Raw genomic sequence first — 22128 nt, forward strand, 5'->3', positions numbered from 1 at the left:
GTAGACATGGCACATGGTCCGACTCCCGGGTCGATCCGGAACCCGGTCGCCCCTGCGCCCCGGCGCTGCGCCGTCCGCGCGACAGCGGCCCAAGACGGGTCCGGCGCGGCGGCAGCCGGTGACGGGGCTGCGATCGGTGCTGGGCGGCCGCAGCGTCGCCGGTCAGGTGTTCCTGCTGGTCGTGGTGATCGTGCTGCTGCTGGTCGTGGCGGCCGTCGTGGCGCTCGTGCTGCAGGTCCGGCACGACACGACGCAGGAGGCCCGCAACCGCTCGCTCGCCGTCGCGGAGACCTTCGCCAACTCGCCCGGTGTCATCGAGGCACTGGAGAGTTCCGATCCCACGGCCGCGCTCCAGCCGCGTGCCGAGGCGGCCCGCCGGCGGTCGAAGGTCGACTTCATCGTCGTGATGAACACCGAGGGGATCCGCTACACGCATCCCAAGCCGGACCGCATCGGCAGGGAGTTCGTCGGCACCCTGGCCCCGGCGCTGGCCGGTGAGGCCGTGACCGAGGAGATCGACGGCACCCTCGGACCGCTGGTGCAGGCGGTGGTGCCGGTCACGGATCCGGCCGACGGCAGGGTCGTCGGCCTGGTGTCGGCGGGCATCACGACCAAGAACGTCGGGGGTACGGCCGACCGTCAGCTGCCTCTCGTGGTGTCCGCCGCTGCGGTCGCGCTCGCCCTGGCCACCGCGGGAGCCGCGCTGGTGAGCCGCCGCCTGCTGCGCCAGACCCACGGGCTCGGGCCGCATGAGATGACCCGGATGTACGAACACCACGACGCCGTCCTGCACGCCGTCCGTGAGGGCGTGCTCATCGTCGACGACGAGGGCACCCTGGTGCTCGCCAACGACGAAGCCCACCGCCTGCTGTCGCTGCCCGCCGACGCGGAGGGCCGGCACGTCCTCGGCCTGGGCCTCGACCCCGGCACCGCCGACCTGCTGGCCTCGGGGCGCGTCGCCACGGACGAGGTGCATCTCGTCGGGGACCGGTTGCTGGCCGTCAACCAGCGCACCACCGACCGCGCGGGCGTCCCGCCCGGCAGCGTCGCCACCCTGCGCGACTCCACGGAACTGCGGGCCCTGTCCGGACGGGCGGAGACCGCGCGGGAACGGCTCAACATGCTGTACGACGCCGGGGTGGCCATCGGGACGAGCCTGGACGTGACCCGTACCGCCGAGGAACTGGCGGAGCTGGCCGTGCCGAGGTTCGCCGACTTCGTCACCGTGGACCTGTTCGACGCCGTCCTGGGCGGCGGGCAGCCGGACGCGGCGGCCGCCCTCAGCCGCACGGCGCTCAGCGGCATCCGTAAGGACGCCCCGCTCTACCCCGTCGGCGAGCGGATCCGGTTCGTCGAGACCTCCCCGCAGGGCCGCAGCCTCGCGACCGGCCGGCCCGTGCTGGAGCCCCGCCTGGACGAGGCCCCCGGGTGGCAGGCACAGGACCTGGAGCGTTCCGCGCAGATCGTGCAGTTCGGCATCCACTCCCTGATCACGGTGCCGCTGCGCGCGGGGGCGCTGGTGCTGGGCGTGGTGAGCTTCTGGCGCTACGAGAAGCCGGAGCCCTTCGACGAGGACGAGCTGGCGCTGGCCGAGGAACTGGTCGCACGGGCCGCCGTGTCCATCGACAACGCCCGCCGTTACACCCGCGAGCACAGCATGGCGGTGACGCTGCAGCGCAGCCTGCTCCCGAGGAACCTGCCCGAGCAGGGCGCCCTGGAAGTCGCCTACCGCTATCTGCCGGCCCAGGCCGGGGTGGGCGGCGACTGGTTCGACGTCCTGCCGCTGTCGGGGGCCCGGGTCGCGCTCGTGGTGGGGGACGTCGTCGGGCACGGCCTGCACGCGGCGGCCACCATGGGCCGGCTGCGCACCGCCGTGCACAACTTCTCCGCCCTCGATCTGCCGCCCGAGGAACTCATCGCGCTGCTCGACGAGTTGGTGGGACGGATCGACCAGGACGAGACGGAGGAGGAGGGCAGCGCCCCGGTCACCGGCGCGACCTGCCTGTACGCCGTGTACGACCCCGTCTCGCGGCGCTGCACCGTGGCCCGGGCCGGGCATCCGCCGCCCGCCCTGATCCACCCGGACGGCCGGGTGGAGTTCCCCGAGGTGCCGGCCGGACCCCCGCTGGGGCTGGGCGGCCTTCCGTTCGAGACGGCGGAGCTGGAGCTCGCCGAGGGCAGCCGGCTCGTGCTGTACACCGACGGGCTGGTCGAGGACCGGGAGCGGGACATCGACGTCGGTCTGGAGATGCTGCGCGAGGCGCTGGGCCGGGCCGGGCGGTCCCCCGAGGACACCTGCCGGACCGTGCTCGACTCGAAGCTCACGGCACGTTCCAGCGACGACATCGCGCTGATCGTGGCCCGCACCCGGGCCCTGGCCGCGGACCAGGTCGCCGAGTGGCCGGTCCCCTCCGACCCGGCGGCCGTGGGCGAGGTGCGCGCGGCGGTCACCCGGCAGCTGGCCGCCTGGGGGCTGGACGAGCTGGCGTTCAGCACCGAACTGATCCTCAGCGAACTGGTCACCAACGCCATCCGCTACGGGGGCGCGCCCATCCACGTGCGGATGCTGCGCGACCGCCAGCTGATCTGCGAGGTGTTCGACAACAGCAGCACCTCGCCGCACCTGCGGTACGCGACCATGACCGACGAGGGCGGCCGGGGCCTGTTCCTGGTGGCACAGCTCGCCGAGCGCTGGGGGACGCGGTATCTGCCCGCCGGGAAGGTGATCTGGGCGGAACTGCCGCTGCCCTGAGCGGAACCCCCTGCCATAAGCGACAGCAGGAGGGTGTCATAAGATCGGCTTATGAGGCCATAGACCGGACCCGCATACCGACTTAGGCTTGCCTTAGTTTAGGCTTCCCGGTGAGATCGCTTGTCGCCGCTCGAAGGGAACCTGACCATGCCCCGCCCCCTGCGGGTCGCCATCGTCGGATCCGGCCCCGCCGGGATCTACGCCGCCGACGCCCTGCTCAAGTCCGAGGTGGCCACCGAACCCGGCGTGTCCGTCGACATCTTCGAGCGCATGCCGGCGCCGTTCGGACTGATCCGCTACGGCGTCGCTCCCGACCACCCGCGGATCAAGGGCATCATCACCGCCCTCCACCAGGTGCTCGACAAGCCGCAGATCCGGCTGTTCGGCAACGTCGACTACGGCACCGACATCGGCCTGGACGACCTGCGGGCCTTCTACGACGGTGTGATCTTCGCCACCGGCGCCATGGCCGACCGGGCGATGTCCGTCCCCGGCATCGACCTCGACGGCTCGTACGGGGCGGCGGACTTCGTGTCCTGGTACGACGGCCACCCGGACGTGCCGCGCACCTGGCCGCTGGAGGCGGAGAAGGTGGCCGTGCTCGGCGTCGGCAACGTCGCGCTCGACGTCGCGCGCATCCTCGCCAAGACGGCGGACGAACTGCTGCCGACGGAGATCCCGCAGAACGTGTACGAGGGCCTGAAAGCCAACCGGGCCAAGGAGATCCACGTCTTCGGCCGCCGGGGCCCGGCGCAGGCCAAGTTCAGCCCCATGGAGCTGCGCGAGCTGGACCACTCGCCGAACATCGAGGTCATCGTCGACCCCGAGGACATCGACTACGACGAGGGCTCGATCGCGACCCGGCGCGGCAACAAGCAGGCCGACATGGTCGCCAAGACCCTGGAGAACTGGGCGATCCGCGATGCGGGCGACCGCCCCCACAAGCTCTTCCTGCACTTCTTCGAGTCCCCGGTGGAGATCCTCGGCGAGGACGGCAGGGTCGTCGGTCTGCGCACCGAGCGCACCGAGCTGGACGGCACCGGCAACGTCAGGGGCACGAGCACGTTCAAGACCTGGGACGTCGGCGCGGTCTACCGCGCGGTCGGCTACCTGTCCGACAAGCTCCCGAAGCTGCCCTGGGACCTCGACTCCGGCACGGTCCCGGACCGGGGCGGCCGGGTGGTGCAGGAGTCCGGCGAGCACCTGCAGTCGACGTACGTCACCGGCTGGATCCGGCGCGGCCCCGTGGGCCTGATCGGGCACACCAAGGGCGACGCGAACGAGACCGTCGCGAACCTCCTGGACGACTTCGCGAACGACCGGCTGCACACGCCGGCCTCCCCCGGCCCCGAGGCCGTGGACGCCTTCCTCGCCGAGCGGAACATCCGCTACACCACCTGGGAGGGGTGGTACCGGCTGGACGCCGCGGAGAAGGCGCTGGGCGAGCCCGAGGGGCGCGAGCGCGTGAAGATCGTCGAGCGTGAGGACATGCTCGACGCCAGCGGCGCCTGACCTTTCTGCACCCGCGGGGCGGGTCCTGTGGCAATGTCACCGGACCCGCCCTTTCGCGTACTTGAAGCGTGTACGATCCGGATGCTTCACCGAACCGACACATCGCCTTCACCCGAAGGCCATGCAGGGGGGACGAACGTCCATGCGTATACGCCTTGCCGCCACCACCGCCGTCGCGGCCGGGGCCCTGGCCGCCCTGACGGCGGTCCCGGCCCACGCCGCCGAGTACAACTCGGCGCTGAAGATCCGCGGGATCCAGTACGACGCTCCCGGCAGGGACTCCAACCGCTGCTCCGGAGGCAACACCAAGGAGGAGTACCTGGCCATCAAGAACTACTCGCGGTCCACGACCGTCGACCTCAAGGGGTACGTCGTGAAGGACGCCGCGGGGAACAGGTTCACCTTCACCGCGAGCCACACCCTCCAGCCGGGCGACCACGTGAAGCTGCGCGGCGGCAACGGCACGGACTCCGACGCCGGCAACGTCGTGTACCGCGACAACTGCAACTTCATGTGGAACAACGACAAGGACACGATCTACGTGTACAAGCCGTCCGGCAGCCGTGCCGACGTGCACTCGTACACCAGGAGCGGCTCCGACGCGGACGGCAACGGGTACATCACCTACCACGGCTGATTCTCCGCCGGCCGGCCGGGCGCGGGTCCGGATCACCGGGGCGCGGCCGAGCCGTCGGAATGATGTGAACCGTGAAGAGGCCGGACGGCAGGCCGGGGCCCTCCGCGGCGTGTCCGCGGCGGAGGGCTCCCGTCCGCTGGTGCCGGGTCAGACCTCCAGCTCGGCCTCGACGCGGCGCAGTTGGTGACGGGCCATCGCGAGATTGGCGCGGCTGCCGTCCAGCACGAGGTACAGGAACAGCCCGCTGCCGCCACGTCCCTTGAGCAGGCGGATCAGGTGGTACTGGGTGTTCAGGGTGATGAGGATGTCCTCGATCTCCTCCTTCAGGCCGAGGTGCTCCATGGTGCGCAGCTTGGCCCGTACGACGTCGGTGTTGCCCGCGGCGGCGATCTCCAGGTCGAAGTCCTTGGTGCCGCCCAGGGTGCCCAGGGCCATGCCGCTGGTGTAGTCGACGAGGGCCGCCGCCGTCGCGCCGTCGATGGAGCTCAGGCATTCCTTCAGCGCGGTCTCCGTGTTGGCCATGCGCTCGTTCCTTTCCTTGGGTCTTCTGCTTCGGGTCGGTCGGGGGGGTCGGTGGCTCAGTTGCCGGGCTGCGGGCGCGGCTGGTGGGTCGGCCGCTGCGGGGTGCGCACCGGGAGGGTGCCGATGGGCCGGGCCGTGGGCGGGGGCGTCAGGTGCTCCCCGAGTGCCGAGCGGGGTGCGGCGCCGGGTGTCCGCGCGGCCCGGTCCGCGTGGCGCCCGGTTCCGGGGCCGACCCGGGTGGTCACCAGGTCGGCGATGCGGGCCCCGCTGCGGCGGCCCTCCAGGTGGAGACGGCCGACGTTGACGCGGTCCTCGGCGAGCAGGGTGAGGACCGCGGTGGTGCCGGCCGCGTAGGTGGCGACGTAGCCGCGGGTGCCGCGCACCAGCAGTTCGCGGAAGTCTCCGCGGGCGGCCGCGTCGGTCATGCGGTGGGCGACGCCGAGGGCGGCGGCGGTGAGCGCGGCGAGTCCTTCGGGTTCGGTCTCCGGCACGTCGTGGGCGAGGACGAGTCCGTCGACGGTGGCCGCGAGGGAACCGGTCAGCCGCGGGATGCGGGTGCGGAGCCGGCGCAGTTCGTCCAGGACGTCGGTCTCGACGGCCATGAGCAGTCTCCTTTCGGCACGCTGACGTCGCGCGCGGATCACAGTGCCTCCAGGGCGTGCAGGAGCCGTCGCAGCAGTGCGGTGTCGGGCTCGTCCGGCACCACGGTGAGGGGGGTGCTGACCGGCGCGGTGGACGCGGGGGCGGGAGCGGGGGCTGTGGGGGGCGGCAGGAGCGGGGCGGGGCCCGCGGGCGGCGGGGAGGCGGCGGGCGGTACGACGGGGACGGAGCCCGGGGGCGCCGGGGGTGCAGTGGGTGCGGTGGGCGTGGGGCCCGCCGAGACGACCAGGCCGGCGGCGGCCAGCCGGCGCAGCTCGACCAGCGTGTGGAACGTGCGGCAGGCGAGGGCGGTGGCGATCTGTGCGGCGGTGCGCACGCCGTCGACCTGGGCCAGGATCCGGCCGCGCCGGGGCGGCAGGTCCGCCGACGCCCCCGGCACCCGGGTGAGCGGGTCGCGGTCGATGGCGGGCTCGGGCCATATGCGCTGCAGCAGTTCGCGCCGGCGTGCGGACTCGCGCAGGACCGTGTCGACCGGCACGGGCCGCACGGAGCCGAGCCAGTGGGCGACACCGGGGCGGAAGCGCAGGGCCGGACCGTCGTGTGTGAGGACGAAGTACGCGGCGTCGAAGAGGGCGCCGAGGTGGCACAGCTCCAGTGCGCCGGCGGCGAGCCGGCCGCTGTCCACGAGTTGCCGGCCGACCCGGCAGCCGCGCCCCGCCCGGTCGATCGCCTCCCACCAGCCGTCCGCGTCGAGGGCTCCGCTGTGGGTGAGCAGGTCGCCGAGGTCGGGCGTGACCGCGGACTCGACATGGACGATGCGTCCGTCCGCCAGGTAGAAGATCCCGGACTCGGTGGACAGGGCGCCGCTCGCGCCCCGCTCCGCGAGACCTGCGAGCCGGACCGACGCCGGTTCGTCGGTGCGTGAGGTCAGCAGCGGCATGATCATCCGAGCACCAGTCCGTCCGCCATCTCGGCCAGCCGGATGCGGGCCAGGGCCAGGTTGCCGTCCGTGCGGTCGAGCCACAGGTGCACGAAGACGGTGCTCTCGAAGGGCGTGGTGACGAACCTGATGAGGTGGTACGAGTCGGTGTTCGTCACGATGAGGTCCTGCACGGGCGGCTCCTTGTCCGTGCCGCCGTCCGGGTCGCCGCCGGCCAGGGCGACGCTCTCGGTGGCGAGCCGGGCGAGTTCGGCGGTCTCCGCCGCCGTCGCCTCCGCGTCGCCGCCCGGCGCGTCACCCACCGCGCCCAGCGCAAGACCACTGATCCAGTCGACCACCGACGCCCCCCGGGCACCGGGCAGCCGCATGGCTTCCAGCAGACTCTCGTCGATTCCGGGCACGCCGGATCCCCTCCCCCTGCACGGCCGTTCCCGCGAACGTGAGCACGACATTACGCACGGTGCTCGGGGCCACGGGAACGCTTTGGCATTTTCCAAGGGAATGTGCAGCGAACCGGAACGAGGCGAGCGGACCCGGTCCCGAGCGGGCAGAAAGGGACGTTTTCGATCACGAACGGCCGGAGAGAGCCGCCCGGGCCGCCGAGGGGCCGGGCCCGGCCTCACGGCGGCATGGTCACCGCGTGCGCGCGCTCGACTCGCCCCGGGCCCCGGGAGGCTAAGTTCAGGGGGAGAAGGCCAGAAAGGAACGCCCGATGAACCACCATGAGGTGCGCGACCTGATGAGCGAGGCGGTCGTCCGGGTGCAGGGCGGCACGCCGTTCAAGGAGATCGCCCACCTGCTGCAGGAGTACGACATCACGGCGGTGCCCGTGGTGGACGAGCAGAACCGTCCGGTGGGCGTCGTGTCGGAGGCGGACCTGCTGTACAAGATGTGGGACGGGCAGGAGGAGGACGACACGGACGGGGAGGGCGGCTTTCCCCGGGCGGCCAAGGCGCGCGCCACCGATGCGGCGGGACTGATGACGGCACCGGCCCTGTGCGCCCGGGAGGACTGGAGCGTCGTGGACGCGGCCCGGCTGATGGCCCGGCACCGCATCAAGCGGCTCCTCGTCGTCGACGACGACGGACGGCTGGTCGGCGTGGTGAGCCGGAGCGACCTGCTGCGGGTGTTCCTCCGGGCCGACCAGGCCATCCGCACCGAGATCGTCGAGGAGGTCCTGGTCAAGGAGTTGGGCGAAGCGCCGTCCTCCGTGCAGGTCGACGTGGCGCACGGCCATGTCGTGCTCAGTGGCCGGCTCTCCTCGCCGGACGCGGTCCCACGGCTGGAGGAACTGTGCCGTGACGTCGACGGAGTCGTGGCCGTCGAGTTCCGGCCGGGGCCCGGCACAGGCCGTGAGGGGCCGTCCGGCTGACGTCCGAGCACCGGGCGGAGGGAAGCGGCGCACGGCGGATTCCCCCCTGCGCCGCTCCCCCGGTGTTCTCCCGCGGTCAGACCTCGGCGTCGACGCGCGGGCGGGGGCCGGTCCCGGGCGTCGGCGTGTGCGCGGACTCCTCCGAGAGCCGTTCCATGCCGCTGGTGGTCTTCAGCGGCTTCTCCTTGACGAACAGCACGGCCACCAGCGCGAGCGCCGCGAAGGGCGTGGCGACGAGGAACAGTTCGGCGGTGGCGACCCCGTAGGCGTGCTCCACGATGTCCCGGATCGGCGCGGGCAGGGTGGTCATGTCGGGTACGCCGCCGTGTCCGGCCCGTCCTGCGCCCTCGGTCCCGCCCGTGGCGGCACCGGCGCGCGCCAGGCCCGTGGTCATCTCGGAGGCGACGCGGTTGGCGAGGATCGCGCCGAGCACACTGGTCCCGATGGTGCCGCCCATGCTGCGGAAGAAGGACAGCACGGAGGTCGCGGCGCCGAGTTCGGCCGCGGGGACGTCGTTCTGCGCGGCCAGGACCAGGTTCTGCATCAGCATGCCGACGCCGATGCCCATGATGGCCATGTACAGGCTGAGCAGGCCGAAGGGCGTGTCGGCGCCGATCGTGGAGAGCAGGGCGAGTCCGGCGGTCATGGTGACGCCGCCCGCGACCAGGTACGCCTTCCACCGGCCCGTCGCGCTGATGATCTGCCCGGCGACGGTGGACGAGAGCAGCAGGCCCATGATCATGGGCAGGCTCATCAGACCGGCGATCGTCGGGGACTTGCCGAGGGACACCTGGAAGTACTGCGACAGGAAGACCGTCCCGCCGAACATCGCCAGGCCGACGAAGAGGCTGGCGATCGTGGTCAGGGCCACGGTGCGGTTGCGGAAGATGCCCAGCGGGATGACCGGCTCGGCGACCCTGGCCTCCACGAACACGGCGGCGACCAGCAGCGCCACTCCCCCGCCGGTGAGCGCCGCGGTCTGCCACGACGCCCAGTCGAACTCGTTGCCCGCGAGCGTGACCCAGATCAGCAGGGCGCACACGCCGGCGACGATCAGGAAGGCGCCCAGGTAGTCGATCTTCGCCTCGCGACGGACCGTGGGCAGCTTCAGCGTGCGCTGGAGCAGGGCGATGGCGAGCAGGGCGAAGGGCACGCCGATGAAGAAGCACCAGCGCCAGCCGAGCCAGGAGGTGTCCACCAGGACGCCGCCGATGAGCGGTCCGGCGACGGTGCCCACGGCGAAGACGGCACCGAAGACGCCCGCGTACTTGCCCAGGCGCCGAGGCGGGATGATCGCCGCCATCACGACCTGCGCCAGCGCGGTCAGGCCGCCCGCGCCGATGCCCTGGGCCACGCGGCTGAAGATGAGCAGCCCCACGTCGTGGGAGAAGCCGGCCAGCAGTGAACCGACGACGAACAGGCCGAGGGAGAGCTGCAGCAGCAGCTTCTGGTTGTACAGGTCGGACAGCTTGCCCCACAGGGGCACGGTCGCCGTCATGGCCAGCAGCTCGGCGGTGACGACCCAGGTGTACGAGGACTGGCTGGCACCGAGGTCGGCGATGATCCTGGGCAGGGCGTTGGACACCACCGTGCCCGCCAGGATGGCGACGAACATGCCCGCCATCAGCCCCGACATGGCCTGGAGTATCCGACGGTTGGACATGGCGGACACAGGCGCCTCGGCGGGCGCCGCTGAAGAAGTCACATCATCTCTTTCGCAGTGGGTGGCGGACTCGTCAGTCGCCGTCCGCCGGCGGCGGGCCGGGCAGGCCCGCCGCGAGGTGGTCGAAGGTCTCGCGGAAGACGTCCGCGAAGACGGTGTCGTCCTGCCGCACGCACCAGTGCTCGACGGCGACCCGTACGGCGGTGACGCCGACGGCGGCCAGCAGGCGCGGGTAGAGGCCGAGGGCCCGCCTGCGGCGCTGGTCGTCCGGCGAGGCGGGGTCGGTGCGCTCCCCGGAGAAGAGCGGCGAGCCGGCGCCGACGCGTTCGGCAAGTGTTTCGGCCAGGGCGAGTTCGTCCGCCATGTGGGCGCCGATGCTGCGGGCGAGCAGGTGCGGGGAGCGGCGCAGCACCTCGGAGTGCAGGCGCCACAGTTCCTGGTGCTGTTCGATCTCCGCGAGTTCGGCGGCGATGGCGTCGCGCAGTGCGTCCAGCGGGGCGGTGCCGGGGGGCGCCGTGAGGACGGCTCGCCTGACCCGTGCACTCGACTCGGCGCCGATCATCACGAAGACGTCGTCACGTGAGTCGAAGTAGTTGAAGAACGTGCGGGTGGACACACCGGCGGCCTCGCTGATCGCGTCCACGGTCACGTTCTCGGCGCCCTGCTCCGCCGCGAGCCGTACCGCCGCCGTCACCAGGGCGGCTCGGGTGGCCTGCTTCTTGCGCTCGCGCAGCCCGGTGGGTGCCGGGTTCCCGTCCGTCATATTTGCATGCTACGCAAAGATGCAGAGTCTGCAAAAAGCGCGGGGGCCGCTGATCGGGCCGGTGACTCGGGCAACGGGAGGGCCGGCCGGCCACGAGACGTCGGGCTACGGCCACCGGGTGGGACGTGTGCGGGGCCGGATCTCCCGCCGTGTGCGTGACGCGCCCCGCGACCGGAGGAACGGGAGCGCACCCGAGGTGCCGAGCCACCGTGTGTGGTGAGCTCCGCGGCGGGGCGACCGGTCACACCCGCGAGGACCGGACGTCCCGGACATGTGTCAACTTCGCGTTCGGCCGAACCACTCGTCCGCCAACCCGTGCGGCGCGGGTGTGAGTACCATGCGCAACACCATTTTTGTCGAGGAGGGCAGCGATGTGACCAGCCAACCAGCTTCCACGCTCCGGGCACGCTACGTGGAACAGGCCGCGTCGGACCTTGAGGAGAACCGCCGGCTCCAGCGGGAGTTGACCGAGCGGATCGCCGTCCTCAAGCAGGAGGAGGAACTCCTGGCGGACATCCTCAGGCTCGCCGAGGGCTCCCCGGACGTCCCGGTGCTTCCCGAGCAGGCCAAGGACGAGCCGAGTCTGCCGAAGGCCAGGGATCAGATCGGTGCGCGGAAGGCCGCCGACCAGCCGACTGCACCGCAGGGCAAGGACGGACGCCGCGCACCGAAGGCGAAGGACGGGCGCCGTACGTCCAGGGCCAAGGACGAGTCCGGTGGGCGCAAGGCCAAGCGGGCGCGCCCCAAGCCCGCTTCGCAACCGCTGCTCGGTGATCTGCTGACGGATCAACTCGGTGGCCACGACGAACCGCGTCTGGCGAAGGAACTGCGCGAGGAGCTCATGGAGAAGCACCCCGACCGCACGCCCACGCCGCAGGTCGTGCGGAACACACTGGAGAACCTGGTCGCCAAGGGTCAGGTGCAGCGCCACAAGCAGGGCCGCTCCGTCATGTACACCCTCACCCAGCCCGAGAAGCAGCCGGAGCCGCAGCCGCAGGAGGGCTGACGGCCGACCCGGGCGGCCGACCGAGGAGAGGACGGGCGTCCCCCTCCCCGGTCCCGCCGCGGTCTCAGACCTCGGCGCGCTTGGGCAGCCGCCAGCCGGGACGCGGGAAGTGGCAGGTGTAGCCGTCCGGGTAGCGCTGCAGATAGTCCTGGTGCTCCGGCTCGGCCTCCCAGAACTCGCCGGCCGGGACGACCTCGGTCACCACCGGCCCCGGCCACAGCCCCGACGCCTCCACGTCGGCGATGGTGTCCTGCGCGACGCGGCGCTGCTCCTCGTCGAGGTAGAAGATGGCCGAGCGGTAGCTGACCCCGATGTCGTTGCCCTGGCGGTCCTTCGTGGTGGGGTCGTGGATCTGGAAGAAGTACTCCAGGATCGCGCGGTAGTCGGTCGCCGTGGGATCGAAGACGATCTCGATCGACTCGGCGTGCCGGCCGTGGTCGCGGTAGGTGGGGTGCGGCTTGTCGTCGTCGCCGCTGTAGCCGACCCGGGTGCGCACCACACCGGGGAGCGACCGGATCAGCTCCTGCATACCCCAGAAGCAGCCACCGGCGAGCAGCGCCCTCTCCTCGACGTCACTCATGGCGCATCACCTTTCTGTCGAGCCGTCCGTCGTCACCATTCTGACAGGTGACGACGGATCGAGGCAATCGCGTCACGGACCGGGGCTGCGACGTTCGCGACCCGAGCACGTCCCGGCCGTCGGCCCGCTGTCCGTCCCGCAACCAACCGTCATACGGGGCAGGGTTGTTGCCCGGTCCGGGTGGCGGGACGCACGGGACGAGGGGACCGGTGAAGATCCCGATCTCGGGCAGACGGTGGAAGTGATCTTCCATCGGTCCCATGAGAGGGGGCAGTCGTGACCGCACCCGTGCGTCCCGCACCGCCTGAGCACCGCCGGTACCGGTTCGACCTTCGGTCGACCGCCCTGTTCTTCGTCTTCCTCGCCGTGGTCCTCGTCGTCGTCGGGCTGGCCCTGCGCACGCTGGCCGACGCGGCCGAGCGGCGTCCCGCGTGGGTGTTCGTCCTGATAGCCCTGGCCGTGGCGGCCCTGCTGAGCCTGCGGCGCCGCCTGCGCCTGGCGAGGGTCGCACGCCGGGCCGCCACCGCGCTCGACGAGGCGGCCCGTGAGGCGGCCCACGCACTGGACGCTCCCCCGCCGGTTCCCCGGCAGCGCCCGGCCGGGGACGTCGTCACCGGCCGCGGCGGGGTCGTCGTCGAGCAGCCGGAAGCGGTCCTCGACTACGACGCACTGACCCCCGAGGGATTCGAGGAGGCGATCGCCGCCCTCTGCGAGCGCGACGGCTGCTCCGCCGTGGAGGTCGTCGGAGGCGCCGGGGACCTGGGCGCCGACGTCCTGGCCGTCACGCCGGACGGGCGCCGGGCCGTGGTGCAGTGCAAGCAGTACTGCGAGACCAACCGGGTCGGCTCCCAGGACCTGCAGCGCTTCGGCGGCACCTGCTTCACGGTGCACGAGGCGGACGTCGCCGTGCTCGTCACGACCAGCGACTTCACCGCGCCGGCCCTGGAGTACGCCGAGCAGTGCGGAATCGTCTGCGTGAACCGGGAGGCGCTCCTGGCGTGGACGGACGGCACCGGCCCGCGCCCGTGGGAAACCGACCCGGCCCTGACGGCGACGGGCGCGGACCCGAGGGCGTCGGACGCGGATCTGGCGGCGACCATTCCCCTGGACGGGGCGCGGGGCACCGCACAGCACCTCACAGCCGACGGCAGCGGCTGCTGAGCGGCGGCGCCGCCGTCCCGGTGGTGGCATGAGCCATCCACACCCGCGTGTGGGTAGGGTGGCCGCACAGGCGGTCGAGCACGGGCGGTGGCGCATGGAATGGCGTGAGTTCGCCGAGGAGATGGCCCTGCTCGCCCGGACCCTGCTGAAGCAGGACTCCGTTCAGGGGACGCTCGACGAGATCGCGGCAGCGGCGGTACGGCTGGTCGACGGCTGCGACGCGGCCGGGATCCTCGCGGTGCGCAAGGGTCGGGCCATCACGCTGTCCTCGTACGGGGACATGGTCGAGGATTCGGACCGCATCCAGGGCGAGCTGGCCGAGGGCCCGTGTTTCGACCTCGCCCGCCGCGCCGACGAGGACCGGGTCTTCCGCGTCCCGGACATGACCGAACCCCAGGAGCACTGGCCGCGCTACGCCGCCGCGGCCCGTGACCTGGGCATCGGCAGCATGACCGGCGTCCTGCTCTACACCCACGACGAGGACTTCGGCGCTCTGAACCTCTACGCCCGCAGGCCGGGAACCTTCACCAAGGACGTGGAGACCGCCGGCTGGCTCCTGGCCTCCCACGCCGCCGTCGCCCTGGCCGACGCCCGCACCATCGACCAGCTCCAGCACGCGCTGGACACCCGGCACGCGATCGGCGAGGCCATGGGCATCCTCATGGAACGCCACGGCATGACCGAGGACGACGCCTTCAGCGTGCTGCGCCGCATCTCCCAGCACCACAACGTCAAGCTGCGCGACATCGCCCAGCGCATCCGGGCCGATCGGGCCGACGAGCGGAGCTGAACCCTCCACCGCCCCGGCCGCAGGACGGAGAGGAAGGGACAGCCGGCCCCGGGCGACGTCCCTGGGGGAATGCCCCCCTCACGGGCCGCCGCTGTGTGACAGTGGGCACGAGCAGGCGCCGTATGCGCTGTCGGCGTCCGGGTAGGCGTACGGCGCAGGCGTCACCCCGAGCAGTGAACGACAACGAAAGAACCCACATGGTCATCCCGCTTATGAAGCAGGCGGATGAGCAGGGACGTAACGAGCGCTCCGCGCTGCACTTCGGTGCCGCGTGGGCGGAAGGCACAGCCTGCGCGGTCGACGCGCGCCGGGCCCTGCGTGCCTTCCTCGCTCATGCCCCGCGCATCGGCCGCGTCCCCGTCCCGGGCCCAGTCGTCCTGGATGCCGAGCTGGTCGTCAGCGAGCTCGTCACCAACGCCATCCGGCACGCTCCCGGCCCGTGCGGCTTGGCCTTGTCGTGTTCCGACGACGAGCTGGTCGTCACCGTGTGGGACAGCTCCGTCGAGGAGCCCGTGGTGCGGGAGCGGGACGCGCGCCGCTTCGGGGGGCACGGCATGCACGTGGTCCACGCCGTCAGCAGCTCGGTCGCCGTGTCGGTCGGAGAAGGGGGCAAGCGGATCGTCGCCCGTATCCCGTTCCCGCCGAGCGGCGACGCCCCCGGCCCCGGCCTGCGGACCGTCCTGCCCACGTCCCTGTCCGGCCGGTCGCAGCACCGGCCGTGACACCGCGGCGGCGGCCCGGGGCCGTCAAGCGACGTCGTACGTCAGGTGGGTCGACGTCGGGGTCGCCGTGACCGACCGGCGCGTCAGCATGCGCCGGGTCCCCCCGGTGAACAGGGGGGTCCCCGAGCCCAGCACGACGGGCGCGAGGTGCAGGGTCAGTTCGTCCACCAGTCCGGCGTCCACGGCGGAGCCCACGGTCGCCGCCCCGCCCATCACGACCACGTCGAGATCCCTGCCGGCGGCCGACGACGCCGCCTCCGCCCGCTCGCGGGCCGCCGCGACGGCGTCGGCCAGGCCGGTGGTGACGAACGTCCAGTCGAGGCCGCGGAGGCGCACCGACCGGGGCGGCGTACTCGTCACCACGACGAAGGCGGGCCTGCCCACCTCGCCCGCCCCGTAGCCGGTGGTGTCGTCCCACCCCTGCGGCCCGTCCACCACGTCGAAGAGGCGGCGCCCGAGCACGACGGCCCCCGACCGGGCGGTCGCCTCGCGCAGGACGCGGCGGTCGTCGGGGTCCTCGGAGAACGCCCAGGTGTGCAGAGCCTCCCCACCGGTTCCCAGACCGTTGTCCGGGCCGGGATCCGGACCGGTGACGAATCCGTCGAGGGAGACCGAGATGTCGGCCACGATGCGCGTCATACCGGGGCAGACCCGATCCGCCACCCGAACTCATCGCCGTCACCGCGGAAAGCTTGCTCCCGCACGGACCGGCGCACGCACGGTGTGTCGCGCACCGCCCGTTCGTCGCGCACCGCCCGTTCGTCGCGTTTGCGCCACGGCGGAAACGGTCAACGATCTCGCGAGCGCACGGCGAGCGACCGCACCGGGAGGCGGACCGAGGATGACCGTCACCACACCGTCGACGGCAGACGTCCTGCCGCTCACCCCCGTCGCCGGGGTGTGAGCCGGCACGCCCTGGACCGGGCCGGGCACGCGTTGCGGGCCGGGTGGCGCCGGCTCGGCGCGTACACCCTCGTCCGGCAGGGCCGGGACCTGGAACTGCTGCACCGGGCCATGGGCTTCGCCACGCTGGCCCTGGTCACCCTGGCGCCGCTGCTGATCGTGGTGGCCGCCGCCGATCCCCTGGCCCGCGGCGGATTCGCCTCGTGGCTCGCCGACGGCATGGGACTGTCCGGGCGGTCGGCACGCATCCTGACCGACATCATCAGCCCGCCCCGGAAGGTCATCGGCACCACCAGCGCGCTCGGCGGTGTCACGCTCGCCGTCTTCGGCATCGCGCTCGGCGGAAGCGTCCAGAACGGCTACGAGCGGATCTGGGAGCTGCCGCCGGGCCGCTGGCACCGCGTCTGGCGCCAGGCGGTGTGGATGATCGCCATGACCGCCTACCTGTACCAGGAGGCGCAGAGCCGCGACCTCACCTCCGGAGCGGGACGGATCGCGCTGAGCACCGCGACCGGAGTGCTGTTCTTCTGGTGGGGCCAGTGGTTCCTGCTCGGCGGGGTGGTCCGCTGGAGCGACCTGCTGCCCGGGGCGATCGCCACCATGGCGGGCCTGGTCGGCCTGCGCATGTTCTCCTACTTCGTCTTCACACCGCTCATCGTCACCAACGCGATCAGCTACGGCGCGGTCGGTGTGGTCCTGGTCGTCGAGTCCTGGCTCATCGGCGTCGGCTTCGTCGTGTACGGCGGGGCTCTGCTCGGGCACTGGCTCGTCGAACACCACGGGTTGCAGCGGGACGGCGGGGAGTGACACGCGAGCCGGGGTACCCGGCCCGCTCCCTGGAGCGGAGGACGACGGATGACGGTCGATCTGGTGGGCTTTCTCGGCGTGGTGCTGGTGGCGTACGTGGTCCCCGGGCCGGACTTCCTGGTGGTGGTCCGGTCGGCGGCCGAGGACCCGTCGAAGGGCAGGGCCGCGGCGCTGGGCGCGCAGACCGGACTGTGCGTGCACATGCTGGCGGCCGCCGGCGGCCTCTCGGTGGTCGCCACACGCTCGCCCCTGGTCTACGACGCCGTCAAGCTGCTGGGCGCGGCCTACCTGGTGTACCTGGGGGTACGGGCGGTCCTCGCCGCCCGCCGGGCGGTCCGCGAGCGGCGGCAGGGGCGGCCCGGACGCACAGACGCCTTCGGCGTCGCCGGTACGGGTGACACGGCCCGCGGGCGGTGGCGGTCCGGGTTCACCCAGGGGTTCCTCACCAACGTGCTGAACCCCAAAGCGGCGCTGTTCTTCCTCAGCGTCCTCCCGCAGTTCGTCGACGGGGGCGGCTCCGTGGCCCGGCAGATCTTCTTCCTGGGCTTCCTGGACGTCCTCGTCGGCGTCGCGTACTGGTTCGCCCTCGTGCTGGTCGCCGCCCGGCTGCGGACCCTGCTCGCCCGGCCGGGGATCCGCCACCGCTGGGAGCTGACCACCGGCTGGCTGTTCATCGCCATCGGCGTCTCGGTCGCGGCCACGGCCTGAGCGGAGCGTCCCGCCGCCGGACGGCGACGTGCGTCTCAGGCCTTCGGCACGCGCAGGGCGAGGAGCGCCACGTCGTCGTCGTTGCCGACCGGGCGGACCCGCCGCAGCAGATGGTCGGTGAAGGAGGCGAGGGGGCGGTGGGCGAGGGCGGCGGCGTGCTGCCGCAGCCGGTTCAATCCCTCGTCGAGGTTCTGGCGGGGTTCCTCGATCAGGCCGTCGGTGTACAGCACCAGGGTGGAACCGGGGGGCAGCAGGGTGCTGGCGTCCGGGCGCGAGACGTTCGCCTGGGTGCCCAGGAGGATGCCGTGACCGTCGGTGAGGTAGCTCGTCAGACCGTCCCTGCTGACCAGCAGCGGCGGAGGGTGCCCGGCGTTCGTCCAGGACAGCATCCAGTGACCGTTCTCGGCCGGTTCGATCCTGGCGAAGATCATGGTGGCCATGGCGACGTCGGTGATGTGCTGGATCGCCCCGTCGAGGCGTTCCACGATCCGGCTCGGGGGTTCCGTCTGCGACCAGGCGTAGGCCCGCAGCATGTTGCGGACCTGCGCCATGCCCGCCGCCGCCTCCAGGTCGTGCCCGACGACGTCGCCGATGGCCAGGGCGGTGGACGCGTCGGACAGCGGGAAGGCGTCGTACCAGTCGCCGCCCACCTGCGAGGACTCGGGCGCGGGGAGGTAGCGGACGGTCATCTCCAGGCCGGGGACGCCGGGCATCTGGGGCAGGAGGTGGTTCTGCATGGTCTCGGCGACCTTGCGCTGCCGCTGGTACAGGCGGGCGTTGTCCAGGGCGAGCCCGGCCCGGCGCGCGATGTCCTCGATCAGCGGCAGGTCCTCGGGGGTGAAGTCCGCGGGATTGTCGCCGCGCCCCACGGTCAGCGCGCCCAGGACGGCGCGGGTGCTGCGGATGGGCGCGATGGCCGCCGAGTGCATTCCGGTGGCGTCGAACAAGCGCCGCTGCTCGACGGCGATGCCGGAGTCCGGGGCCCCTTGGTAGGTCCGCGGGCCGGCCAGCGTGGAGGAGACGCCCCGCAGCGCTCTGGACAGGGGCATCGGGGACTCCTCCGGGATCGGCGGCATCGGCCCCTGAAGCTCCTCGCGCTGCACGAGCTTGTCGCCCTCGGCGTGGACCACGAGGGCGCGCCACACCTCGTCGCGCTCGGTGATCAGGTCGACGACCGCCCAGTCGGCGAGCCGGGGGACGACGAGCGCCACCAGCCGGTGCAGGGCCTCGTCGACGTCGAGCGTGGAGGTCAGACGCGTGGTGGTCTCGGCGAGCAGGGCCAGCCGCTGCAGCTCCGACAGCGGCTGGGACGCCGGTCGCGGCAGCGGCTCGGCCGACAGGGCGTCCTCGGCGGTGTGGAAGACCACCAGGGTGCCGAGGTCGCCGTCACCGAGGGCGAAGGGGGTGATCAGCCAGGAGATGCGCAGGACCGAACCGTCGGAGTGGGAGAACCAGTCCTCTTCGGCCTGGGCGGTGCGGCTGTCGTGGAACGCCTGGCGCATGGAGCACTGTGACCTGGGCAGGGGCTGGCCGTGGGGGCCGCGGTGGAGCAGGTCGTGTGCGTCGTGACCGAGGAGTTCCGCGGCGCTGCGGCCCAGAAGGTGCTCGGCACGGGCGTTGACCGCGAGGATGAAGCCCTGCTCGTCCACGACGTAGGCGCCGGCTCCGATGGCCTCCAGCGTCCCGGCCAGCGCGGCGGACGCGGCGGGCGTGAGTGGTCTGCCAGCGGTCGCCGTCTCCTCGGGCCCCACCATCGCGATCTCCTCGCTCTGCGTGCCGACGTCCTCGCGGGCCGACGGCTCGTCCACTTCGCTTGCCTACCCCGTATTCCCGTGCGCACGGCGTTTCCACGCCGTGCGCGGGCGGACTTCCATGATCTCAGTCATGCGCCGCAGGGTCCGCTCAGGTGCCGGCACCTCCGCCGGCGTACCAGGGCCGAGGGTGGGGCACCGGGGAGCCCGGGCCGGCCTCCCGGAGGCACCGCGGTGGCCGGCGGCGGGCGAAACCGCCCGGGGCGGGACCCGCTCAGCCGACCCGGATGCCCACGATGCACGTGTCGTCGTCGGTGTCGGACCTGCTGTAGGTCAGCAGGCGGTCCAGTTGCTGGTCGAGCGTGCTGGGGGCCGACGTGGCCGTGGTCAGCAGCTGGGTCAGGGACTCCTCCACCGGCCGGTCCCGGCGTTCGATGAGGCCGTCCGTGTACATCAGCAGGGTGTCCTCGGGCGCCAGCTGGATCTCCGTCTCCTCGTACGTCGCCTCGGGGACGGCGCCCAGCAGCAGGCCCTTGACCAGGGGCAGGGGCTGCGCGTCGGTCTCCCGGACGAGGACGGGCGGCAGGTGTCCGGCCCTGGCCCAGCGCAGCGTCCGGTGGACCGGGTCGTACAGTCCGCACACGGCCGTCGCCGTGACGGCGCCGGTCAGGTGGTGGGCGACGATGTTGAGCCAGGACAGCAGCTGGGCCGGTCCGGCGCCGGTCACCGCCAGGCCGCGCAGCGCGTTGCGCAGGACGACCATGCTGGTGGCCGCCTCGATGCCGTGCCCGGCCACGTCCCCGACGCACAGCAGCACCTGCCGGGACGGCAGGACGACGGTGTCGTACCAGTCGCCGCCGACCAGTTGCTCGGTCTCCGCGGGCCGGTAGCGGACGGCCACCTGGAGGCCGGACACCTGCAGCGGGACCTGGGTCGGGGGCATGATGGCGTGCTGCAGCTGCAGGGTCAGCCGGTTGCGTTCGGTCGCCTGCTGCTCGGTGTGGGCGAGCTGGTCCCGGGTGGCGGCGAGCGCGACCTCGGTCCAGTGCTGCGAGGAGATGTCCTGGCAGGCGCCGCGGACCAGGAGCAGCCGGTCGTCGGTGTCGAGCACGGGCTCGGCGACGATGCGGATGTGGCGGGTCACCCCGTCCGGGCGCTGCAGGCGGAAGGCCGCGGCCGCGGGCCGCCGGTGGTGCAGCAGCGTGCGCAGGAAGCGGCGGATGGAGACGCCGTCGTCCGGGTGCGCGTGGGCCGGCAGCTGCTCCAGCGGCACGGGCGTACTGGTGTGGGGACGTCCGTAGAGGTCGAACAGCTGCCCGTTCCAGGTGATCTCGCCCGTCAGCACGTTCTCCTCGAAACCGCCGATGCGGCCGAGGCGCTGGGCGTTCTGCAGCAGGCTCGCCAGCCGCGCGGTCTCGTCCTCGATGCGCCAGATGAGCAGCACGGAGGAGCCGTGCCTGCTGATGCTGATGTCGGCGACGGCCGACAGGGCCACCTGGTCGACGAGGGCGGTGAGGTTCATCCGCCGGGCCCGGAAGGGCTCACCGGTGGCGTACACGCGCTCGACGCGCTGGAACAGCTCGCTCTCGCCGACGGCCATGGGGTACGCCTCCAGCAGCAGCGCGCCGCTGACGACGGCCCGGGGGCGGCCGGCCGGGTCGAGGAAGCGGTTGTTCACGTGCTGGATGCGGAAGTCCACCAGGTGGCCGTCGGCGTCCAGGTGCGGCACCAGCACGAGGGCGGGGTCGTGCAGGCCGTCGGCCAGGTCCATCAGCTCGGCGGCGTCCGGCAGGACCCGCGGTTCCGTGGCTCCCGCGGGCAGCGGCGTGTACATCTCCAGCGTGTGGGCGCACAGTTCGGCCAGCGCCTCGATCTGGCGGACGATCTGCGGGGGCTGCGGCTCCAGCGGGTCCGGCCAGGCGATCTCCAGCACGCCGTGGATGCGTCCCGCGGTGCCGGCGGGCAGGGCGACCCGGCCGCCGTCCGGATGGTGGTGCAGGCCGATGCTGGGCAGACCGGTGCGGCCGAGGCTTGTGATCCACTGTCCCTCGCGCTCCATGAGGCCGCGCCGCGCCACGGTGACCACGTCCGGCGGGACGTAGCGCCAGCGCGTGGCCTCGGCCGGTGAGAAGCCGGCGCTGCCCGCCAGGGTCAGCGAGCCGTCGGCGCCCGTCGCCCATATGGCCACGGCCGCCGCGCCGAGGGGGCGCAGCGCCTGCTCCAGCAGGGCGTCGGCGACGGCCTGGGCGTCGTCCGCGGCCAGCACGCCGCTCTCGGCCGCGCGCAGGCGTACGGCGGCCGACTCGGCCTCGGCCTCGTCGGCGGCCTTGGTGGCGGCGAGGAACGCGTCGGTCACCTCCGACATCCGGTCCCGCGCGGCCTGGTTGATGACGTCGACGGCCAGTTCCAGGGGGCTGAGCTGCGCCTGCTCGGCCAGCTCGGCGAGCTGCCGGGCGGCCTGGGCCGGGCCGCACCCGAGGCGTTCGATCAGGACGCCCTTGGCGAGCTCGATCAGGGCACGGCCCTCGGCCTCGGCCTGCGCGGCCCGGACCTCGCGGCTGAGCCGTTCCACGGTGGCGGCCAGCCTGCCCACCGGCGAGGCCGGTGAGACGCCCGCGAGATCGGCGGGCGGCCCGTCGGGCAGGACGAGATCCCCCTCCGCGAGGAATCCGAGCCCGTCGGCGTCCGCCGGGTCCCAGGTGTCGGCGTCCGCCGGGTCCCAGGTGTCGGCGTCCGCCGGGTCCCCGCTCCGGGCGTCCGGTCGCCCTTCCGGTGTCGTCCGCTGTCCGCCCACGGCCCCGGGGGACCCGGGGGAGGCTGCCGGCGGCCCGTCGGGCGTCGCCGGGGGGACCGAGGGCGTCGGGCTCCCGGCGGTGTCGCGCTGCGCCCCGGTTTCCCCGTCGGGTTCACGCGGCTGCTCGGACATGCTCACGGTGTGG

At 72.7% G+C, this 22128-nt stretch carries 20 protein-coding genes; 10 read left to right on the forward strand and 10 right to left on the reverse strand.

What is annotated here, in order from left to right; genetic code table 11:
- Positions 1-13: 13 nt before the first annotated feature.
- From Q5694_RS13845 to Q5694_RS13855, 3 genes are all read left to right on the forward strand, one after another.
- Positions 14-2752: a SpoIIE family protein phosphatase gene (locus Q5694_RS13845; protein ID WP_333933159.1), complete on the forward strand. Its 2739-nt coding sequence runs from the start codon at positions 14-16 to the stop codon at positions 2750-2752.
- A gap of 147 nt (positions 2753-2899) precedes the next feature.
- Positions 2900-4264: an FAD-dependent oxidoreductase gene (locus Q5694_RS13850; RefSeq protein ID WP_333933160.1), complete on the forward strand. Its 1365-nt coding sequence runs from the start codon at positions 2900-2902 to the stop codon at positions 4262-4264.
- Between the two features lie 142 nt (positions 4265-4406).
- Positions 4407-4901, forward strand: a complete 495-nt coding sequence (locus Q5694_RS13855) for a lamin tail domain-containing protein (RefSeq protein ID WP_333933161.1) — start codon at positions 4407-4409, stop codon at positions 4899-4901.
- 147 nt (positions 4902-5048) lie between these two features.
- Here the strand turns inward: Q5694_RS13855 and Q5694_RS13860 are convergent, their stop codons facing one another.
- Genes Q5694_RS13860 through Q5694_RS13875 form a run of 4 tightly spaced genes read right to left on the reverse strand, consistent with a single transcriptional unit; the run spans position 5049 to position 7364 of the window.
- Positions 5049-5423, reverse strand: coding sequence for a hypothetical protein (locus Q5694_RS13860; protein ID WP_333933162.1), 375 nt, complete (start codon positions 5421-5423; stop codon positions 5049-5051).
- Positions 5424-5479: 56 nt separating this feature from the next.
- Positions 5480-6025 carry a roadblock/LC7 domain-containing protein gene (locus Q5694_RS13865; protein ID WP_333933164.1) on the reverse strand — a complete coding sequence of 182 codons (546 nt, stop codon included), beginning with the start codon at positions 6023-6025 and terminating at the stop codon, positions 5480-5482.
- Positions 6026-6063: 38 nt separating this feature from the next.
- Positions 6064-6969: a hypothetical protein gene (locus Q5694_RS13870; protein WP_333933165.1), complete on the reverse strand. Its 906-nt coding sequence runs from the start codon at positions 6967-6969 to the stop codon at positions 6064-6066.
- The gene (locus Q5694_RS13875) at positions 6966-7364 is read right to left on the reverse strand and encodes a hypothetical protein (RefSeq protein ID WP_333933166.1); all 399 of its coding nucleotides are present in this window, start codon (positions 7362-7364) and stop codon (positions 6966-6968) included. Before Q5694_RS13875 ends, Q5694_RS13870 begins: the two co-directional genes overlap by 4 nt.
- A 311-nt stretch (positions 7365-7675) precedes the next feature.
- On the opposite strand from Q5694_RS13875, the gene Q5694_RS13880 reads away from it, so the two are divergent.
- The gene (locus Q5694_RS13880; RefSeq protein ID WP_333933167.1) at positions 7676-8335 is read left to right on the forward strand and encodes a CBS domain-containing protein; all 660 of its coding nucleotides are present in this window, start codon (positions 7676-7678) and stop codon (positions 8333-8335) included.
- A 76-nt stretch (positions 8336-8411) separates the two neighbouring features.
- Here the strand turns inward: Q5694_RS13880 and Q5694_RS13885 are convergent, their stop codons facing one another.
- Complete coding sequence (locus Q5694_RS13885) at positions 8412-9998, reverse strand: MDR family MFS transporter (RefSeq protein WP_333933168.1); 1587 nt, start codon at positions 9996-9998, stop codon at positions 8412-8414.
- Between the two features lie 73 nt (positions 9999-10071).
- On the reverse strand, positions 10072-10761 hold the full coding sequence (locus Q5694_RS13890; RefSeq protein WP_333933169.1) for a TetR/AcrR family transcriptional regulator: 690 nt from the start codon (positions 10759-10761) through the stop codon (positions 10072-10074).
- 373 nt (positions 10762-11134) lie between these two features.
- On the opposite strand from Q5694_RS13890, the gene Q5694_RS13895 reads away from it, so the two are divergent.
- Complete coding sequence (locus tag Q5694_RS13895) at positions 11135-11767, forward strand: BlaI/MecI/CopY family transcriptional regulator (protein ID WP_333933303.1); 633 nt, start codon at positions 11135-11137, stop codon at positions 11765-11767.
- Positions 11768-11831: 64 nt separating this feature from the next.
- On the opposite strand, the gene msrA is transcribed toward Q5694_RS13895, so the two are convergent.
- A complete protein-coding gene (gene msrA / locus Q5694_RS13900; protein WP_333933171.1) occupies positions 11832-12347 on the reverse strand; it encodes a peptide-methionine (S)-S-oxide reductase MsrA in 516 nt (171 codons plus the stop codon).
- Between the two features lie 276 nt (positions 12348-12623).
- Between msrA and Q5694_RS13905 the strand changes: the two genes are divergently transcribed.
- From Q5694_RS13905 to Q5694_RS13915, 3 genes are all read left to right on the forward strand, one after another.
- The gene (locus tag Q5694_RS13905; RefSeq protein WP_333933172.1) at positions 12624-13508 is read left to right on the forward strand and encodes a restriction endonuclease; all 885 of its coding nucleotides are present in this window, start codon (positions 12624-12626) and stop codon (positions 13506-13508) included.
- A 94-nt stretch (positions 13509-13602) separates the two neighbouring features.
- Positions 13603-14298 (forward strand): GAF and ANTAR domain-containing protein, encoded by a 696-nt coding sequence (locus Q5694_RS13910; RefSeq protein WP_333933173.1) that lies wholly within the window; start codon positions 13603-13605, stop codon positions 14296-14298.
- A gap of 197 nt (positions 14299-14495) precedes the next feature.
- Complete coding sequence (locus Q5694_RS13915; RefSeq protein ID WP_333933175.1) at positions 14496-15020, forward strand: ATP-binding protein; 525 nt, start codon at positions 14496-14498, stop codon at positions 15018-15020.
- A 24-nt stretch (positions 15021-15044) separates the two neighbouring features.
- Here the strand turns inward: Q5694_RS13915 and Q5694_RS13920 are convergent, their stop codons facing one another.
- Positions 15045-15659: a dihydrofolate reductase family protein gene (locus tag Q5694_RS13920; protein ID WP_333933176.1), complete on the reverse strand. Its 615-nt coding sequence runs from the start codon at positions 15657-15659 to the stop codon at positions 15045-15047.
- Between the two features lie 276 nt (positions 15660-15935).
- Here Q5694_RS13920 and Q5694_RS13925 point away from each other — a divergent pair, with 276 nt between their 5' ends.
- Positions 15936-16730 (forward strand): ribonuclease BN, encoded by a 795-nt coding sequence (locus Q5694_RS13925; RefSeq protein ID WP_333933304.1) that lies wholly within the window; start codon positions 15936-15938, stop codon positions 16728-16730.
- A 48-nt stretch (positions 16731-16778) separates the two neighbouring features.
- Positions 16779-17438 (forward strand): LysE family translocator, encoded by a 660-nt coding sequence (locus Q5694_RS13930; protein WP_333933177.1) that lies wholly within the window; start codon positions 16779-16781, stop codon positions 17436-17438.
- 35 nt (positions 17439-17473) lie between these two features.
- Here Q5694_RS13930 and Q5694_RS13935 read toward each other — a convergent pair whose 3' ends face one another.
- Together Q5694_RS13935 and Q5694_RS13940 are read right to left on the reverse strand one after the other, a co-directional pair.
- Entirely contained in the window at positions 17474-19192 is a 1719-nt protein-coding gene (locus Q5694_RS13935; protein ID WP_333933306.1) for a SpoIIE family protein phosphatase, read from the reverse strand.
- A gap of 271 nt (positions 19193-19463) precedes the next feature.
- Positions 19464-22115, reverse strand: coding sequence for a SpoIIE family protein phosphatase (locus Q5694_RS13940; protein ID WP_333933307.1), 2652 nt, complete (start codon positions 22113-22115; stop codon positions 19464-19466).
- Positions 22116-22128: the final 13 nt, after the last annotated feature.

Source organism: Streptomyces sp. AHA2, assembly GCF_036857595.1.
Lineage (GTDB): Bacteria > Actinomycetota > Actinomycetes > Streptomycetales > Streptomycetaceae > Streptomyces.

What these genes read in the sequence shown, in the direction of transcription:
- Q5694_RS13845 (WP_333933159.1), top strand. Translation starts at nt 14, where the DNA reads ATGGTCCGACTCCCGGGTCGATCCGGAACCCGGTCGCCCCTGCGCCCC.
- Q5694_RS13850 (WP_333933160.1), top strand. Translation starts at nt 2,900, where the DNA reads ATGCCCCGCCCCCTGCGGGTCGCCATCGTCGGATCCGGCCCCGCCGGG.
- Q5694_RS13855 (WP_333933161.1), top strand. Translation starts at nt 4,407, where the DNA reads ATGCGTATACGCCTTGCCGCCACCACCGCCGTCGCGGCCGGGGCCCTG.
- Q5694_RS13860 (WP_333933162.1), bottom strand. Translation starts at nt 5,423, where the DNA reads ATGGCCAACACGGAGACCGCGCTGAAGGAATGCCTGAGCTCCATCGAC.
- Q5694_RS13865 (WP_333933164.1), bottom strand. Translation starts at nt 6,025, where the DNA reads ATGGCCGTCGAGACCGACGTCCTGGACGAACTGCGCCGGCTCCGCACC.
- Q5694_RS13870 (WP_333933165.1), bottom strand. Translation starts at nt 6,969, where the DNA reads ATGATCATGCCGCTGCTGACCTCACGCACCGACGAACCGGCGTCGGTC.
- Q5694_RS13880 (WP_333933167.1), top strand. Translation starts at nt 7,676, where the DNA reads ATGAACCACCATGAGGTGCGCGACCTGATGAGCGAGGCGGTCGTCCGG.
- Q5694_RS13885 (WP_333933168.1), bottom strand. Translation starts at nt 9,998, where the DNA reads ATGTCCAACCGTCGGATACTCCAGGCCATGTCGGGGCTGATGGCGGGC.
- Q5694_RS13890 (WP_333933169.1), bottom strand. Translation starts at nt 10,761, where the DNA reads ATGACGGACGGGAACCCGGCACCCACCGGGCTGCGCGAGCGCAAGAAG.
- msrA (WP_333933171.1), bottom strand. Translation starts at nt 12,347, where the DNA reads ATGAGTGACGTCGAGGAGAGGGCGCTGCTCGCCGGTGGCTGCTTCTGG.
- Q5694_RS13910 (WP_333933173.1), top strand. Translation starts at nt 13,603, where the DNA reads ATGGAATGGCGTGAGTTCGCCGAGGAGATGGCCCTGCTCGCCCGGACC.
- Q5694_RS13915 (WP_333933175.1), top strand. Translation starts at nt 14,496, where the DNA reads ATGGTCATCCCGCTTATGAAGCAGGCGGATGAGCAGGGACGTAACGAG.
- Q5694_RS13920 (WP_333933176.1), bottom strand. Translation starts at nt 15,659, where the DNA reads ATGACGCGCATCGTGGCCGACATCTCGGTCTCCCTCGACGGATTCGTC.
- Q5694_RS13930 (WP_333933177.1), top strand. Translation starts at nt 16,779, where the DNA reads ATGACGGTCGATCTGGTGGGCTTTCTCGGCGTGGTGCTGGTGGCGTAC.
- Q5694_RS13935 (WP_333933306.1), bottom strand. Translation starts at nt 19,192, where the DNA reads ATGGTGGGGCCCGAGGAGACGGCGACCGCTGGCAGACCACTCACGCCC.
- Q5694_RS13940 (WP_333933307.1), bottom strand. Translation starts at nt 22,115, where the DNA reads ATGTCCGAGCAGCCGCGTGAACCCGACGGGGAAACCGGGGCGCAGCGC.